This is a genomic window from Clostridium sp. (genome assembly GCF_051650885.1).
Lineage (GTDB): Bacteria > Bacillota > Clostridia > Clostridiales > Clostridiaceae > Clostridium.
The window spans coordinates 15,962-31,617 of sequence record NZ_JBOFRG010000059.1 but is presented as its reverse complement, the minus strand read 5'-3'; the positions used below and the strand labels follow the sequence as shown (position 1 = coordinate 31,617).

At 30.3% G+C, this 15,656-nt stretch carries 14 protein-coding genes and 1 pseudogene; 8 read left to right on the top strand and 7 right to left on the bottom strand.

The window, feature by feature from the left end; translation table 11 throughout:
* Positions 1-46 precede the first annotated feature (46 nt).
* Both asnS and ACRC28_RS03185 read left to right on the top strand, forming a co-directional pair.
* On the top strand, positions 47-1,438 hold the full coding sequence (gene asnS, locus ACRC28_RS03190) for an asparagine--tRNA ligase (protein ID WP_438542010.1): 1,392 nt from the start codon (positions 47-49) through the stop codon (positions 1,436-1,438).
* A gap of 170 nt (positions 1,439-1,608) precedes the next feature.
* Positions 1,609-2,142: a hypothetical protein gene (locus tag ACRC28_RS03185; RefSeq protein WP_438542009.1), complete on the top strand. Its 534-nt coding sequence runs from the start codon at positions 1,609-1,611 to the stop codon at positions 2,140-2,142.
* 101 nt (positions 2,143-2,243) lie between these two features.
* On the opposite strand, the gene ACRC28_RS03180 is transcribed toward ACRC28_RS03185, so the two are convergent.
* The gene (locus ACRC28_RS03180) at positions 2,244-3,728 is read right to left on the bottom strand and encodes a leucyl aminopeptidase (RefSeq protein ID WP_438542008.1); all 1,485 of its coding nucleotides are present in this window, start codon (positions 3,726-3,728) and stop codon (positions 2,244-2,246) included.
* Positions 3,729-3,741: 13 nt separating this feature from the next.
* Positions 3,742-4,257 carry an anaerobic ribonucleoside-triphosphate reductase activating protein gene (gene nrdG, locus ACRC28_RS03175; protein WP_438542007.1) on the bottom strand — a complete coding sequence of 172 codons (516 nt, stop codon included), beginning with the start codon at positions 4,255-4,257 and terminating at the stop codon, positions 3,742-3,744.
* 198 nt (positions 4,258-4,455) lie between these two features.
* Between nrdG and ACRC28_RS03170 the strand changes: the two genes are divergently transcribed.
* Positions 4,456-4,881: an EamA family transporter gene (locus ACRC28_RS03170; protein ID WP_438542006.1), complete on the top strand. Its 426-nt coding sequence runs from the start codon at positions 4,456-4,458 to the stop codon at positions 4,879-4,881.
* 34 nt (positions 4,882-4,915) lie between these two features.
* Here ACRC28_RS03170 and ACRC28_RS03165 read toward each other — a convergent pair whose 3' ends face one another.
* From ACRC28_RS03165 to nrdD (ACRC28_RS03145), 5 genes and pseudogenes are all read right to left on the bottom strand, one after another.
* The gene (locus ACRC28_RS03165) at positions 4,916-6,838 is read right to left on the bottom strand and encodes an aconitate hydratase (RefSeq protein WP_438542005.1); all 1,923 of its coding nucleotides are present in this window, start codon (positions 6,836-6,838) and stop codon (positions 4,916-4,918) included.
* A 16-nt stretch (positions 6,839-6,854) separates the two neighbouring features.
* On the bottom strand, positions 6,855-8,024 hold the full coding sequence (gene nifV, locus ACRC28_RS03160) for a homocitrate synthase (RefSeq protein ID WP_438542004.1): 1,170 nt from the start codon (positions 8,022-8,024) through the stop codon (positions 6,855-6,857).
* A gap of 321 nt (positions 8,025-8,345) precedes the next feature.
* Positions 8,346-9,644 (bottom strand): anaerobic ribonucleoside-triphosphate reductase, encoded by a 1,299-nt coding sequence (nrdD, locus tag ACRC28_RS03155; RefSeq protein ID WP_438542011.1) that lies wholly within the window; start codon positions 9,642-9,644, stop codon positions 8,346-8,348.
* A gap of 125 nt (positions 9,645-9,769) precedes the next feature.
* Positions 9,770-10,765: an LAGLIDADG family homing endonuclease gene (locus tag ACRC28_RS03150; RefSeq protein ID WP_438542003.1), complete on the bottom strand. Its 996-nt coding sequence runs from the start codon at positions 10,763-10,765 to the stop codon at positions 9,770-9,772.
* Positions 10,766-10,882: 117 nt separating this feature from the next.
* A pseudogene (gene nrdD / locus ACRC28_RS03145) lies at positions 10,883-11,734 on the bottom strand (anaerobic ribonucleoside-triphosphate reductase); the annotation flags it as partial.
* 266 nt (positions 11,735-12,000) lie between these two features.
* Between nrdD (ACRC28_RS03145) and ACRC28_RS03140 the strand changes: the two are divergent.
* The 5 genes from ACRC28_RS03140 (at position 12,001) to ACRC28_RS03120 (ending at position 15,645) form a co-directional block, all read left to right on the top strand.
* Positions 12,001-13,002 carry a DUF3048 domain-containing protein gene (locus ACRC28_RS03140; RefSeq protein ID WP_438542002.1) on the top strand — a complete coding sequence of 334 codons (1,002 nt, stop codon included), beginning with the start codon at positions 12,001-12,003 and terminating at the stop codon, positions 13,000-13,002.
* Positions 13,003-13,121: 119 nt separating this feature from the next.
* A complete protein-coding gene (locus ACRC28_RS03135) occupies positions 13,122-13,970 on the top strand; it encodes a DegV family protein (protein ID WP_438542001.1) in 849 nt (282 codons plus the stop codon).
* A gap of 99 nt (positions 13,971-14,069) precedes the next feature.
* Entirely contained in the window at positions 14,070-14,918 is an 849-nt protein-coding gene (locus ACRC28_RS03130; RefSeq protein WP_438542000.1) for a DegV family protein, read from the top strand.
* Between the two features lies 1 nt (position 14,919).
* Complete coding sequence (locus ACRC28_RS03125) at positions 14,920-15,387, top strand: PadR family transcriptional regulator (RefSeq protein ID WP_438541999.1); 468 nt, start codon at positions 14,920-14,922, stop codon at positions 15,385-15,387.
* A gap of 75 nt (positions 15,388-15,462) precedes the next feature.
* Positions 15,463-15,645, top strand: a complete 183-nt coding sequence (locus ACRC28_RS03120; protein ID WP_438541998.1) for a hypothetical protein — start codon at positions 15,463-15,465, stop codon at positions 15,643-15,645.
* The last annotated feature ends 11 nt before the right edge of the window (positions 15,646-15,656 follow it).

The following is a 15,656-nucleotide window of genomic DNA, read 5'->3' as shown; positions in this document are numbered from 1 at the left end:
AGGATTTTTTTTATACAATTTTTTAAGTAAATAGGAGGATTTTTAAATGAAAAACGTATTAGTTAGATCTCTTTATAGAGAAACTTCTGACCATTTAGGAAAAGAAGTAAGTATAACAGGATGGATAAGAACTTTAAGAGCTTCAAATGCTTTCGGGTTTATTGAAATAAACGATGGTTCTTTCTTCAAAAATGTTCAGGTTGTTTTTGACAACAAACTAGGAAACTTTAAAGAAATTTCAAAATTAGCTATTAGCTCATCATTAAAGGTAGTTGGTACTTTAGTTGAAACTCCAAATGCTAAACAACCTTTTGAAATTCAAGCTACTGAAATAGTTATTGAAGGGATGTCAGACTCTGATTACCCATTACAAAAGAAAAGACATACTTTTGAGTATTTAAGAACAATAGCTCACTTAAGACCAAGAAGTAACGCTTTCTCAGCAGTATTCAGAGTTAGATCAGTTGCAGCTTATGCTATTCACAAATTCTTCCAAGAGCAAAACTTCGTATACACTCATACTCCAATTTTAACTGGAAGTGACTGTGAAGGTGCTGGAGAAATGTTTAAAGTAACAACTTTAGACTTAAACAATGCTCCAACAAATGAAGATGGTTCAATTGATTACTCACAAGACTTCTTCGGAAAAGAAACTAACCTTACAGTTTCAGGACAATTAAACGGGGAAACTTATGCTTTAGCATTTAGAAATATCTATACTTTTGGACCAACATTTAGAGCTGAAAACTCAAACACTGCAAGACATGCAGCTGAATTCTGGATGGTTGAACCTGAAATATCATTTGCTGATTTAAATGACAACATGAAATTAGCTGAAGAAATGTTAACTTATGTTATAAAATATGTTATGCAAGAATGTCCTGAAGAAATAGAATTCTTCAACAGCTTCATAGACAAAGGTTTAGTAGAAAGATTAAACCACGTTGCAAACTCTAACTTTGGAAGAGTTACTTATACTGAAGCAGTAGAAATTCTTAAAAACTGTGGAAAAACATTTGAATATCCAGTTGAATGGGGAATTGATTTACAAACTGAGCATGAAAGATACCTTACTGAAGAACATTTCAAAAAGCCTGTATTTGTAACTGATTATCCAAAGGATATTAAAGCATTCTATATGAGAATGAATGAAGACAACAAAACAGTTGCTGCTATGGACCTTTTAGTTCCTGGAATAGGAGAAATAATAGGTGGAAGTCAAAGAGAAGAAAGATTAGACCTTCTTAAAGAAAGAATGGCTGAACTTAACTTAAACGAAGAAGATTACTGGTGGTACTTAGAACTTAGAAAATACGGTGAAACTAAACACGCTGGATTTGGTCTAGGATTCGAAAGATTAATCATGTACATCACTGGAATGACAAACATCAGAGACGTTATACCATTCCCAAGAACTACAGGACAATCTGACTTCTAAAATTTAAATAAAATTTTAAACAGAGGTTTCTAATTATAGAAAACCTCTGTTTTTTTCCAAAAAATATTAAATTTCCCCTCTAATTTTAAATTATTAATTCTTAATTCTTAATTTTTTCCCCTCTTCTGTTATAATGGATAGTATTATTATATACATAGGAGGAAATTTTCATGGCAATACTTATTGCAGAAATTATTTTATTAATTGTGTTAGCTATAAACATACCTTTAGCACTAAAAAAACAAAAAGCTTTTTTAAGTACTTGCAAAGGTGAATATAAAATATTCAAAGATGCTAACCTAAAAAAATTTACTATATTATTTTTCATTGTACTAATACTATCAGTATTTTTAACTATTCAATCAAAAAAATATTTCTTTTTATTAGCAGCTGCATTAATGTTGTTCTTGCTTATAGGTTCTGTAAAAAATACAATGATAATTACAAAAGAAAAAATGTATTTTAGAGAATGTGCACTACCTTTAACAGAGCTTACTTCAGCAGAGCTTACTTATACAGGTAAAGGGAAAATCATGATTTTATTTATAATGAAAAATAATCATAAGTTTGGATATGCTCACGGGAAAATTGATGTCCCATTGGCAATCTCAAAGACTATTGAGGAATATGGTATTCCTATAGTTGATAAAATACATAAAACTCAAAATACCAACTTAAATTCTACTGAAGAAACCACTTCTTAAAATATAGATATTTCTTCAGATACCCTAAAAAATTAATAATAATCTACAATAAAAAAGATGATTTCTACTTACTAGAAATCATCTTTTTATATATCTTTTTTCTATTTAGAACTTCTTTCTTTTACCATTTCATATAAAGTATTTACTGGAATTCCTGTTCCACCTTTTGCTTTATATGGTTTTGGTGCATCTGTCCAAGCAGTTCCTGCAATATCCATGTGAATCCATGAATTTCCTTCATTTATAAACTTCTCTATAAATAATCCTGCAGTTATTGTTCCTGCATATCTTCCACCAATATTTTTTAAATCTGCTATATCAGATTTTATTAATTCTCTATATTCATCAAATGCTGGTAATCTCCATAGCTTTTCTCCAGTTCTTAATGAAGCTTCTTCAAGCTCTTTAAAGAATTCATCATTGTTTGAAAGAATAGCTGATGTTGTATCACCTAAAGCAACTAAAGCTGCTCCTGTTAATGTAGCTAAATCAATAACTTCTTTAACATTTTCTTTTTCTTGAATATAAGTTACTGCATCTACTAAAGTTAATCTTCCTTCAGCATCTGTATTAAGAACTTCAATTGTAGTTCCTTTCATGCTTCCTATTATATCTCCTGGCTTATATGCATTTCCTGAAATAGCATTTTCACAAGCTGCAATTACTGATATAACATTAACTTTAAGCTTTCTTTTTGCAATTAATGCCATAGCTCCTGCAACTGCTGCTGCACCACCCATGTCACTTTTCATTGTATCCATACTTGCTGATGGTTTTAATGAATATCCACCTGTATCAAAAGTTAACCCTTTTCCTACTAATCCAATAGTTTTTTCTCTATTGTCAGCATCTCCAAAGTATCTCATAACTATTAATCTTGGCTTTTTCTTTGAACCTTTTGCAACTGCTAAGAATGCTTCCATTCCAAACTCTTCAATTTTATCTTTTTCAAAAACTTCTACTTCAAAACCATAATCTTTTCCTAATTTTGAAACTTCTTTAGCTAAAACCTTAGGATACATAACATTTGCAGGTTCATTTACTAAATCTCTAGCAATTATAATTCCTTCTGCTATGTCTACACCTTCATTAACTGCCTCTAAAACAGCTTCATCACCTTCAGCTTTTATAGCACACCCTGAGAATGAAACCTCTACTTCTTTCTCTTCTTTTCTATCTGATTTATATTTATCAAACTTATAATCAGTTAATACTAATGCTACAGTCATAGCTTGTGCTAATTCTGTTACTTTAAATTTCTCTGATTTTATCATTTTAACTACTAAATCATTGATTTTTAATTCTTGTATTTTTTTATATGCTTTTGACATAGAAACTTTAATATCTTCTAATGTAACTTTTTCTTCTTTCCCAAGTCCTAAAAGAACAACATCTTGTATTGAACCTTCTACTTCACGTGTGAAACTGTATACTTCACCTTTCTTACCTAAAAATCTTTCGCTATTTTTAAGGTGTTCTACCATTTTATTTATCTCAGGATTTTTAACTTCTAATCTATCCTCAAATAAAGATATTATTAATCCTTTAGCTTCTTTACATTTTTTATTTCTAACTGTTAACTTCATACTCGCACTCTCCTTACATATATCTATCTATTAAAACTATTTTTTTATTATCTAATGTTTTTTTTACATCAATTATCCTTTGGTTTGATGACCCTCTAAATTTTAACCCTTCCTTTGCCAAAGCTTGTATAAACTTTCCATCTACAAGCACATCAATATTTTCTAAGAATTCCTTAAACCCATCTCTTTCTTTTGATATTTCTAAAATTTCTTCTATAGTATATCCTGTAAAAGCCCATACATTTAAGTTTTCTCTTCTAAATACCTTTGCCATATAAGAAAATTCTTCTGCTCTTTCAAATGGGTCTCCACCACTAAAGGTAACGCCCTTTAATAAAGGATTTTCTAATACATCTTTTATTAAGTCATCCATATCGAATTCTTCTCCATCATTAAAGCTATGAGTATCTGGATTAAAACATCCATCACACTTATGCTTACAACCCTGTGAGAAAAATACACGCCTCATTCCTGGTCCATTAACAAGACTTTCATAGCAAATCCCTGCTAGCCTTACCTTTTTCCCCATTATAAATCAGCTCCTTTATATTATACTACTTTAGTCAGAATTAATAAATACAATTAATAATAATTATTAATTAGTTCATTTTTTATAATTTTATTATAACTTATTTTCGTGATTTTCACTCCCTCACTTCTCTCTTTAATCTCTATTGCACTTCTTGTTTTTAAATGTATAATTAGATAGGAATGGAGGGGATTTTTTATGCCACTTTGGCTAATTTACGCTTTACTTGGTGCTGTATGTGCCAGTATGGTTAGCATTTTCACGAAACTTGGAGTAACTCATTTAAGTCCGTCCTTAGCAGGAACTATTAAAGCAATTATTATGGCAGTATTTTTTATTTTCATCTCATCTTTTAAAGGTGATTTTAATAATTTAAACTCGCTTTTTGCTCATAAAAAAGATTTTTTCTTTCTTATTTTAACTGGACTTTTTGGTGCTTTATCATGGCTTTTTATGAATTATGCTTTTAAGCATGGTAGTGTAACAAAAGTTGTTCCTATAGATAAGCTTTCTATCGTTATAACAATACTTTTATCCGCACTTATTTTAAAAGAAGGTTTAACTATAAAAACAATTCTTGGAGTAATCTTAGTTTTCGTTGGTGCTATTGTTATCGCACTTTAAAAGAGTAATGAAAAAAATCATTACTCTTTTTTGATTAATTATTTATTTTTACATAATTCAATCTTCCACCAGCTTTTATTACATCAATTTCTTTTTCTGTTAAATTGACAGTAACATTAAACTCTGTACCTTTAGTCTTATTTTTAAATATTAAAATACCTTCTGCTAACTGCTCTTTAATATTTTCACAAATAACTTCATCCATTAATTCTATCTTTTCATAATCATCTTTATTTTCAAACTCAACAGGAACTATTCCATTATTTATAAGATTTGCTTTGTGAATTCTAGCAAATGATTTTGCTAAAACAGCCTTTATTCCTAAATACAGTGGTGCAAGTGCTGCATGCTCTCTACTTGAACCTTGTCCGTAGTTTTCTCCTGCTATAATAAACCCACCATCATTATCCTTACATCTCTTTGGGAATTCCGTGTCTACTGTATTGAAACAAAATTCTGAAAGATAAGGTATATTTGATCTAAATGGAAGTAGTTTTGAATTTGAAGGCATTATATGGTCTGTTGTTATATTATCTTCTACCTTTAATACAACTTTTCCACTAACATTATCACCTAATTCTTTATTTATTGGGAATGGTTTTATATTTGGTCCTCTTTTTACTTCAACATCTGAATTTTTCTCAGCTGGTACTAAAATCATAGAATCATCTATTATAAATTCCTTTGGCATCTCAACATTTAAATCTACATTTAATTCTCTTGGGTCACTTAAATATCCATTTATCGCTGAAACTACCGCTGTTTCTGGACTTACTAGATAAACTTGTGCTGATAATGTTCCACTTCTTCCATAGAAATTCCTATTAAAAGTTCTTAATGAAACTCCATCAGTTCCTGGTGCTTGTCCCATTCCGATACATGGTCCACAAGAATTTTCTAATACTCTTGCTCCTGCACTTATAATGTCTGCTAAAGCTCCATTTCTAGCCATCATCTCCATCACTTGTCTTGAGCCTGGTGCTATAACTAAGCTTACTTCTGGATGTACTTTTTTACCTTTTAAAACTTTAGCTACTTTCATTAAATCTTCATAAGAAGAATTTGTACAACTTCCTATTGCTACTTGGTCAACTTTTATTTTGCCAATTTCAGAAACCTCTAAAACATTATCTGGTGAATGTGGTTTTGCTGCTAAAGGATTTAACTCACTTAAATTGATAGTTACTTCCTCGTCATAAATAGCATCTTCATCCGGCTTAAACTCTATCCACTCATCTTCTCTTCCCTGTGCTTTAAAGAACTCTAATGTTTTCTCATCACTTGGAAATATTGATGTTGTTGCTCCAAGCTCTGCTCCCATATTAGTGATAGTAGCCCTTTGAGGAACTGATAAAGTTTTTACACCTTCTCCTGCATATTCAAAAACTCTTCCTACTCCACCTTTAACAGATAACTTTCTTAATACTTCTAATATGATATCCTTAGCTGCCACCATTGGCTTTAGGCTTCCTTCTAAGTTTATTTTACATACCTTTGGAACATTAATATTATAAGCTCCACCTGCCATAGCTAAAGCAACATCAAGTCCACCAGCTCCCATTGCAAGCATTCCTACTCCTCCACCTGTTGGTGTGTGGCTATCTGACCCTATTAATGTTTCTCCTGGTTTTGAAAATCTCTCTAAAAATACTTGATGACATATTCCGTTTCCTGGCTTTGAAAAATATACCCCATGCTTTGATGCTACTGTTTCTATAAATTTATGGTCATCTGCATTTTCAAAACCTTGTTGTAGCATATTATGGTCTACGAAGGCTACTGACCTCTTTGTTTTCACTCTATCTATTTCCATAGCTTCAAGTTGAAGATATGCCATTGTTCCAGTTGAATCCTGTGTTAATGTTTGGTCTATTTTTAACCCTATAGCTTGCCCATCCTCTAACTTTCCTTCAACTATATGATTTTTCAAAATTTTAAAAACTAAATTATCTCCCATTTTCTGCCCCCTTATCTTAAACCTGTGCCTCTTTTTCTTTTATACCAGCTTTATACTCCTTATACATTCCAACTAATTCTTTATCAAAAAGACTTCTTTTCATTCTTATAGATATAGCTCTTACTTTTTCTAAAATGATATCTGCTTCATTCTTTTCTAAAGTAATTCCATACTCCTTAAACTTGCTAACAATTGCTGCTTTTCCCGAATGCTTCCCTATAACAATTTGTCTTTCAAGTCCGACTACATTAGGATCAAAAGCTTCATAATTCTTAGGATTTTTTATAGCTCCATCTGCATGAATTCCTGATTCATGTGCAAACATGTTATCTCCAACTATAGCCTTCCATACTGGTAATTCTCTTCCTGCTGCTCTTGAAACATATTCAGATACTTCTCTAAACATCCTTGTATCAAAATGTGTATCATGCTCAAGCAATATTTTAAATGCCATAATCACTTCTTCTAAAGCTGCATTTCCAGCTCTCTCACCTAATCCATTTACAGTAACTCCAATATGATTTGCACCAGCCTTTGTTCCTGCAAGTGCATTTGCTGTAGCCATCCCAAAATCATTATGAGTATGCATTTCTATATCAAAACCTGTTTTGCCATAGATATATTCAATATCTTTTCTAAGTGCAAAAGGCTCCATAATCCCAACAGTATCACAATATCTAAATCTATCTGCACCAGCTTTTTTTGCTTCCTCAATAAATTGAACTAAAAAATCTTTGTCAGCTCTCGATGCATCTTCACCATTTACAGATACATAAAGACCATTTTTCTTTGCAAATTGAACTGATTTAATCATATTTTCTAAAACCCATTCTCTTGATGTTTTTAGTTTATGTTTTATATGAATATCAGAAACTGATATTGATATTGCAACTGCATCTACTCCACAGTCTATTGATTCTTCAATATCTGATATTACAGCTCTATTCCATGCCATTATGCTACTTTTCAAATTTCTTTTAGCTATATTTTTTATTACTTCTTTTTCATCTCCACCCATTGTTGGAATACCAACTTCTAATTGATCTACTCCAAGCTCGCTTAGCATTTCTGCTATTGCAATTTTCTCTGCATTTGCAAAAACTACCCCTGCTGTTTGCTCCCCATCTCTTAAAGTTGTATCAACTATATATATTTTTTTCCCATTTTCAGGATTTATAATTGCCATTTAGCCCCCTCCTTCTCCACCTTTCCATTTACCATTTATTTACTAATTATTCCCATTTTATCACACTTAATTTATCAAGGCAAATAAATTTGCAAGTTTTGTACCGTTCCATTCATTTTATCCCCATTTTATGTCTTTTAATTGGATTTTTAGATATTATGTTGCAAGTTTTTCTTTCTAAAATTCAATTTTCTATTAATTTGAAATACATTTATTTAATTTTGTATATGTGTTACTTTTTTTCTAAAATATTTTATATTAATTACGCTATTTTTTATTCAAAAAAATAAGCATCACTATTTAAATGACGCTTATCTTTGTTTAACAATTTCTATAATAATTTGTATGTGTTTCTGTATGAGTTATTCTATCTTCTCTTTCAGCTTGTTTTCCTTGACCAAATCTTTCATCAAGGCTTAAATACCCTGTAACTCTTGATACCCCTTGAATATCATTACTTTTACATTCAGGACAACATCTATCTTCATTTTTAAGATATGTTCCACAATTTTTACAATATCTTATATGAAAATTAACTCCTAAATAACTTATATCAGTCTTTTTATATGCATAATTTAATATATCCATTATAGTTTCACCATCAGGGCAATCATCTACTTCTAAATAACTAATATGACCACCATTACATAAACTGTGATATGGCGCTTCAACATCTATTTTTTTAGTTATTGAAATTGAGTGTCCCACAGGAATATGGAAACTATTTGTATAATATTCTTTATCCGTTACACCTTTTATATATCCAAACATCTTTTGGTCTTGCTTTATAAATTTACCTGAAAGTCCTTCTGCTGGTGTTGCATAAGCACTCCAGTTCAATCTAGTTTCCTCACATAATCTATCACATGCTTTTCTTAAATGAGTTATTATTCTTATTCCAAGCTCTCTAGCCTCTTCCGATTCACCATGATGTGATCCAACTAAAGAAACTAAAGTTTCTGCAAGCCCTATAAATCCAATTCCAAAAGTTCCTTGCTTTAAAATTGGCTCAATAGAATCTTCTGAAGATAGCCCTTCAGAACCCTTCATTAACCCTTGACCTGCAACAAAAGGTAAATCTTTAACCTTTAAATTTTTAAGGATATTATATCTATGCATTAAAGATGCTCTTGCAATTAAAATCTTTTCATCTAGAATCTTAAAGAATTTATCAATATTTCCCTCTGCTAATATTCCAATACGAGGTAAATTTAATGTTGTTGGCGCAATGTTTCCTCGCCCTGTGCAGCCTGGCTCACCATTGATATTCTTCATTAAATAAGTTCTACAACCCATGGTACTTGGCATATAGCCCCTATCATAATATTCTTTATTAAAGGAAGCATCTATATTCATAAAGGTTGGATTCATCCTCTTTGAAGCAACCCTGCATGCAAGCTCATAAAGATAATAATATTCATCTTCCTTTTCTCTATTAACTCCCTCTTTAACTCTAAATATAATATTTGGAAAAATTGGTTGCTCTCCTTTTCCTAATCCTTTTTCATACTCTTCTAAAAATATTTCACATACAAGTGCAGCATCTTTAGAATTTGGTATCCCTAAATTTATTGATGAGAATGGAACTTGTGACAATTTGTTATCGTAATAGTTTTTTATCTATTACCTCTTTAGGTTTCCCTAAAGTTCAGCATATATTTTAACCCTCTCTGTCGCAAGGGTTGCGGAGACTCGTGGGAAGATTTTTGCTAACATTATCGCTCACTTCCTATGCGTTACAACCACTATTTGCTTATAGTAGTCTCGGTATTAACATATAGTTTATTGCACTCATTAAATTTCCTCGTTAAAAATATAGTAGAATTTTCATAAAAATATTTTATTAATGCTTGCGTATCTTTTTTTGATGAATAAAGAATCATTGAACATCCTCTTCGTTCCGTTACTTTTAGAATCTTTGTATCTATTTTCTTATTTAAAAACTCCATCAACTCTTCCAACATCTTTTTATTACTGCAAAATCCAATACATTTCCTTGAACCTTTTCTTTTTCCGTGCGATGTTGTATTCGTTACCCATCCATCTCCGTCAAAAAAGCCTCTAATAAAATGTCTTATTACATCTTTATCTAAAAAATTTAATTTTTTCATAGTTTCATGTTTAGTTTTTTGTGGAACTATACCCCATCTATTTAAATCATCAAACATTTTCTTTGAATGTATTCTTAATACACTACAATTTTTTCTTGTATATTTCACCTTATCTTTTAAATCTAAACATTCTTGAAATTTTTCTAAAATATATCTATCTTTATTGCTTAATTCAATCCTCACACAAGGGCTCGAATCACTTCTTTCATACACATTCCCATCTGCCATCATATATCCTAAAAAATAAGCTTTTTCCTCACTATCTATATTTTCAAAAAAGTCTTCATTGAATGGTTCTTTATATCCTGATTTCCCTCTTGTTTCTATATTGTATTTTTTAAGTATATTCCTAATTGTATTTGGACTTTTATACCCAGTTTTTTGGGCTACTTGACTTAAACTTAATCCCCTTTTATATAATTCTATAATTTCTTTTTCTAGTTTCTTTGTTCCCATCTTATAATTTTCTCTATACCCAGCATTTCCTCTTATATTTACATTGTTCTCACCAAGAATTTTCCTTATTGCATAAACACTTTCTATCTCCAGTTCAAACCCTATACCTTTTAAGCTCACGCCTTTCTCATATAATTCAATAATTTTTTTAGTAAATTCTACATATTGAGTCATCTCTTCTCACCTCCTTTTTATTATTGTCAAATTTATTAATCATTAAACTACTTAGCCTTCACCGATTTTCCCCACTAATTATTTAAAAACTTATGCGATTAGCTTTTAAACGGCCCACTTTTGACCAGCACGACTATGCATCGTATTTAGGTTGTAAACAACCCCTTGCATAGCTTGACGAATTCTCATCTTTAATTTCTTTTCAACTATTTCATTTATTTTTTCATTTTCAATTCCTAATTCTTTAAATTCTTCTCTAATTTCATTTCGGGTTGGTTGAATAAAAATCCCCATATCATTGTCAAAATCTGGATGTGACTGTCCACCGAACATATCATTCTGGCTCGATTGAAGTAGTATACAGCTAAGCTCTGCTGCTGTTTCTATTCTCTTAGGTTTTTTTATTGTTCCATACCCTGGATTAAATCCTTTTTCTAAAATTTCTTTAGTTGGTATGTGCAAACAATTTACAGTTAGATTGTATGAATCTAAATCATGAATATAAATATCTCCATTTTCATGTGCTTTTGATAGTTTTTTAGGCATACTTGCTAGGTTGTGCCACTTGTTTGATTCTGATGCTATTCTTAATAACTTTGAACTAAAGTTATTTCCAACATTTGCATTATCTCTATCAGTCTCTACACCTATCTTTCCTATTGCTCTCATTAAATCAGATTTTATTTCTCTAACCTTTGTTCTCTCTCGTCTATAATTCCTATATGCTATAACTACACTTTGAAGTCCTGTATCTTCTAATGCTTTTTCAACTAGATTTTGAACTTCTTCTACTGATACCTTATCATTTCCACTCATTTCAATATAGTTAATTACCTTTTGAACTATATCGAAGTTTTGACTTGTTCTGAGTTTAACTCCAACTTCTGTTGCGGCTCTTTGAATTGCATTTGCTATTTTTATGGAATTGAATTCTACTTCACGCCCATCTCTTTTCACAATATATAGCACTCAAACTACCCCCTTTGCACAATATATAGTATTTTCCAAATTCAATTATACTTTATATATTTTTAAGGTGCAATTGCCTAAAATTCATAAATTACTTCATATTTTTAATATTACCTAATTTATCTCTCAATATCTTTTCATATCTATAATTTTAATTATGTATATTTTTCCCTTTTGATTCATAATCTTAAATATTCCAATACATGAATATTTTATCAGTTTAAATTTATCCTTAATTGGTAAAAATATAATAAAGAGGTGACATTATGAAAAAAATAATTATTTTATTATCATTATTATTTAGTTTTTCACTAATAGGCTGTAATTCAAAAAATAATAATGATACTCAAACATCAGGGGATATAGATAAAAATACTACAAAAGAATATGCTTCTCCTTATACAGGTGAAAAGGTTACTAAAGAAACTTTAAATAAAACTCCTTACATGGTTATAGTAGAAAACTCAACATTTGCTAGACCTCAAAGTGGTTTATCTGAAGCTGATATAATTTATGAAACTTCTGCCGAAGGTGGAATTCCAAGATTTTTAGCTTTATTTCACAAAAATACGCCTGAAAAAATTGGTCCTGTCCGAAGCGTTAGACCATATTTTTTAACATTAACTAAAGAGCATTCTCTAGCCTTTGGACATTGTGGTGGTTCGTCAGATGCTTTATCAGAAATAGATTCTGATTCTACATCCATGAGTTTAAATGAAATGAAAAATCCTTCAAGTTATTTTAGAGATTCTGACAGAAAAGCTCCACATAACTTGTATACCACCCCTAAACATATGTTAGATTTAGTATCTTCTAAAGGATTTAATACTCCACCTAAAGAATCATTTAAATTTAAAGAAAATGCACTTTCTGATGCTAATGAAAAAGCAACTGAAGTTTATATCGCACCTAATAAAATTTATAATACAACTTATAAGTTTAAGGATAATAAGTACACTAAGTATATGGATGGTGAATTGGCTACTGACAGTAACAATAACTTTCCATTAACTTTCTCCAATGTATTGATTCAAAAAACCAATATAACTCTTGGTAACGATGGAAGCCATTTAGATATTGATATTATTGGAACTGGAACTGGTTATTTACTTTCTAATGGAAAGAAAATAGATATTACTTGGAAAAAAGATTCTGAATATAGTGGGACTAAATTCTATGATTTATCTGGAAAGGAAATTGAACTTTCTCAAGGAAATACAATAATCAATATAGTAGATAACAAATCAACTATTGATATTAAGTCATAATATCTTAATTTAAAAGAACTATTCCATTAGGAATGGTTCTTTCCATTTTTTCTTGTAAAACTATATCAATAGTGATATAGTTTTAATTAATATTTTACAATTTTTAGGAGGTAAGCAATATGCAAAAAATCGCTTTAGTAACAGATAGTGGTTCTGACCTAACTTTAACTGAATTAAAAGAAAATAATATTCACCTAGTTCCCTTTAGAGTAATTTATCCTGAAAAAGAATACAATGATGTATTAGAGATTACATCTGATGAAGTTTATTCTAGACTTAAAGAGGTAATTCCTTCAACATCACTTCCTTCTATGGATTTAATGACTACCCTTTTTTCTACCCTTGAAAAAGAAGGCTATACTCATGTCTTAATGATATCAATATCTAGTGCTTTTTCTGGTACTGGAAATTCATTTAGACTTGTTTCAGAAAACTTCCCAAACTTAACTACCTTTGTTTATGATACAAAAACCTTAAGTGGTTCCGAAGGAGCAATGGCATTAATCATTTCTGAAATGATTAAAAATGGTTCTTCTTTTGATGAACTTATAGATAAACTTAATCTTTTAAGAACAGAATCACACCTTTATTTTACTATAGATACACTAGAGTACTTACAAAAAGGTGGTCGAATCGGAAAAGTTGCTGGAACAATAGGTTCTATTTTAGACCTTAAGCCTATTATCTACGTTACAGATGAAGGTGTTTATGAAACTCACTCTAAGGTTAGAGGACAAAAACAAGCACTTTCTAAAATTCAAAAAATAACTGGAGATATTTTAAATAAGACTGGTGAATACTATATAACTATAGTTTCTGGTGGTGCTGATGAACTTGCTAAGAAGTTACACTTACTAATTAAAGATTTTCCTAATATTAAATCTATTAGATTTTCTAAAGTAGGTCCTGCTCTTGGGGTAAACACCGGTCCTGGAACTATTGGTATTTGTATTCAAAAAATACTTTAATTTTAATACTGTCTTTGTCGAAACTTGCAAAACTATATCAGTAGTGATATAGTTTATCTTATCAATAGTGATAGAGTTTTAGACTCAGGAGGAATTTATATGCAAAAAATTGCTTTAGTTACTGACAGTGGTTCAGATTTAACAATACAAGAATTAAATGATAATAATATAGAACTTGTTCCATTTAGGATTATTTATCCTGATGGTGAATATAACGACATTATAGATATATCACCAGATGATGTATACAATAGATTAAAGGAAGTTATTCCATCAACATCACTTCCAAGTGTTGACCTTATGGAAAACTTAATGACACGTTTAGAATCTGAAGGTTTTACTCATGTTATTATGATTTCTATTTCTAGTCATTTTTCTGGTACTGGAAATTCATTTAGACTTTTAGCTGAGGACCATCCAAATTTAATAACTCATGTTTTTGATTCAAGAACACTAAGTGCACCTCAAGGTACACTAGTATTATTAGCTGCAAACTTAATTAAAGAAGGACTTTCATTTGAAGAAATAATTGAAAAATTACCTCTTCTTAGAAGCCAATCTCATGGTTACTTTACTATAGATACTTTAGAATATCTAAAAAAAGGTGGTAGAATAGGTAAAGTTGCTGGAACTGTTGGTTCTATGCTTAACATTAAACCTATTATTTGGGTTTCTGATGAAGGTATTTATGAAACTTATGCAAAAGTTAGAGGACAAAAACAAGCTCTTTCAAGATTACAAAAAATTACTGAAGAAGAGTTAAATAAATATGGAGATTGTACTGCTACAATTCTTTCAGGTGGTGCTGATGATTTAGCACAAAAACTTCATGAGCTAGTAAAAGATTTTGATAAAATTAAAAGTGTTAGATTTTCAAAAATAGGTCCAGCTCTAGGTGTAAACACTGGCCCTGGGACTGTAGGAATATCTCTACAAGAGATTCACTAATATGAGCTTACACTCTGAATACACTAGCTTAAAAGACATAAAATCTGAAGAAAAGCGTCTTTATGATGAGTATAAAAAGAAAATGGCTGAGCTTAAAAAGGCTAAAAAAGAAAATGAATCTAAGAGTTCATCTAAAGGGCAAGTTTTTACTAAAGGATTGTTACCTATATATGTGCTACACATATTAAACATAAACCCTACTAACGGAAATGAAATTGCTCACAAAATAGCTCAGAGAACATTTGATAAATGGAAGCCAAGCACTGGTGGTATTTATCCTATTTTGAAAAAGCTTGAAACTGAGGGTCTTATCGTAGGTGAATGGGATGATCCTAAGAAAAAATTCAAAAAAATATATTCAATTACAGATGAAGGTCGCATTGATTACTTAAGAAAAAAAGCTCTTTTAAAACCTAGAATTGAAGAGGCATTAGAAGTTTTTAATTTAATTTATAATGATATTTATTAAAAGGCATTGAATTTCAATGCCTTTTTTGTATAAATTTTTTTCTTAAACACATACTATTTATGGAGGTGAATTAATATGTTTGGGAAAATTATTGATTTAACTGATATGGAAGCTTATGTACTTCTTTCCGATGATAGTATTTATAAACTTCCTATATCAAAGATAAGTACTTTATCTATAAATGATACAATTTTTATCCCTGCATTTGTTAATACCTCTTGCCATTCCTATGTTAATACTACTAACAACTTAATTTAAAATGTTCTCTT

What these genes read in the sequence shown, in the direction of transcription:
- asnS (WP_438542010.1), top strand. Translation starts at nt 47, where the DNA reads ATGAAAAACGTATTAGTTAGATCTCTTTATAGAGAAACTTCTGACCAT.
- ACRC28_RS03185 (WP_438542009.1), top strand. Translation starts at nt 1,609, where the DNA reads ATGGCAATACTTATTGCAGAAATTATTTTATTAATTGTGTTAGCTATA.
- ACRC28_RS03180 (WP_438542008.1), bottom strand. Translation starts at nt 3,728, where the DNA reads ATGAAGTTAACAGTTAGAAATAAAAAATGTAAAGAAGCTAAAGGATTA.
- nrdG (WP_438542007.1), bottom strand. Translation starts at nt 4,257, where the DNA reads ATGGGGAAAAAGGTAAGGCTAGCAGGGATTTGCTATGAAAGTCTTGTT.
- ACRC28_RS03170 (WP_438542006.1), top strand. Translation starts at nt 4,456, where the DNA reads ATGCCACTTTGGCTAATTTACGCTTTACTTGGTGCTGTATGTGCCAGT.
- ACRC28_RS03165 (WP_438542005.1), bottom strand. Translation starts at nt 6,838, where the DNA reads ATGGGAGATAATTTAGTTTTTAAAATTTTGAAAAATCATATAGTTGAA.
- nifV (WP_438542004.1), bottom strand. Translation starts at nt 8,024, where the DNA reads ATGGCAATTATAAATCCTGAAAATGGGAAAAAAATATATATAGTTGAT.
- ACRC28_RS03150 (WP_438542003.1), bottom strand. Translation starts at nt 10,765, where the DNA reads ATGACTCAATATGTAGAATTTACTAAAAAAATTATTGAATTATATGAG.
- ACRC28_RS03140 (WP_438542002.1), top strand. Translation starts at nt 12,001, where the DNA reads ATGAAAAAAATAATTATTTTATTATCATTATTATTTAGTTTTTCACTA.
- ACRC28_RS03135 (WP_438542001.1), top strand. Translation starts at nt 13,122, where the DNA reads ATGCAAAAAATCGCTTTAGTAACAGATAGTGGTTCTGACCTAACTTTA.
- ACRC28_RS03130 (WP_438542000.1), top strand. Translation starts at nt 14,070, where the DNA reads ATGCAAAAAATTGCTTTAGTTACTGACAGTGGTTCAGATTTAACAATA.
- ACRC28_RS03125 (WP_438541999.1), top strand. Translation starts at nt 14,920, where the DNA reads ATGAGCTTACACTCTGAATACACTAGCTTAAAAGACATAAAATCTGAA.
- ACRC28_RS03120 (WP_438541998.1), top strand. Translation starts at nt 15,463, where the DNA reads ATGTTTGGGAAAATTATTGATTTAACTGATATGGAAGCTTATGTACTT.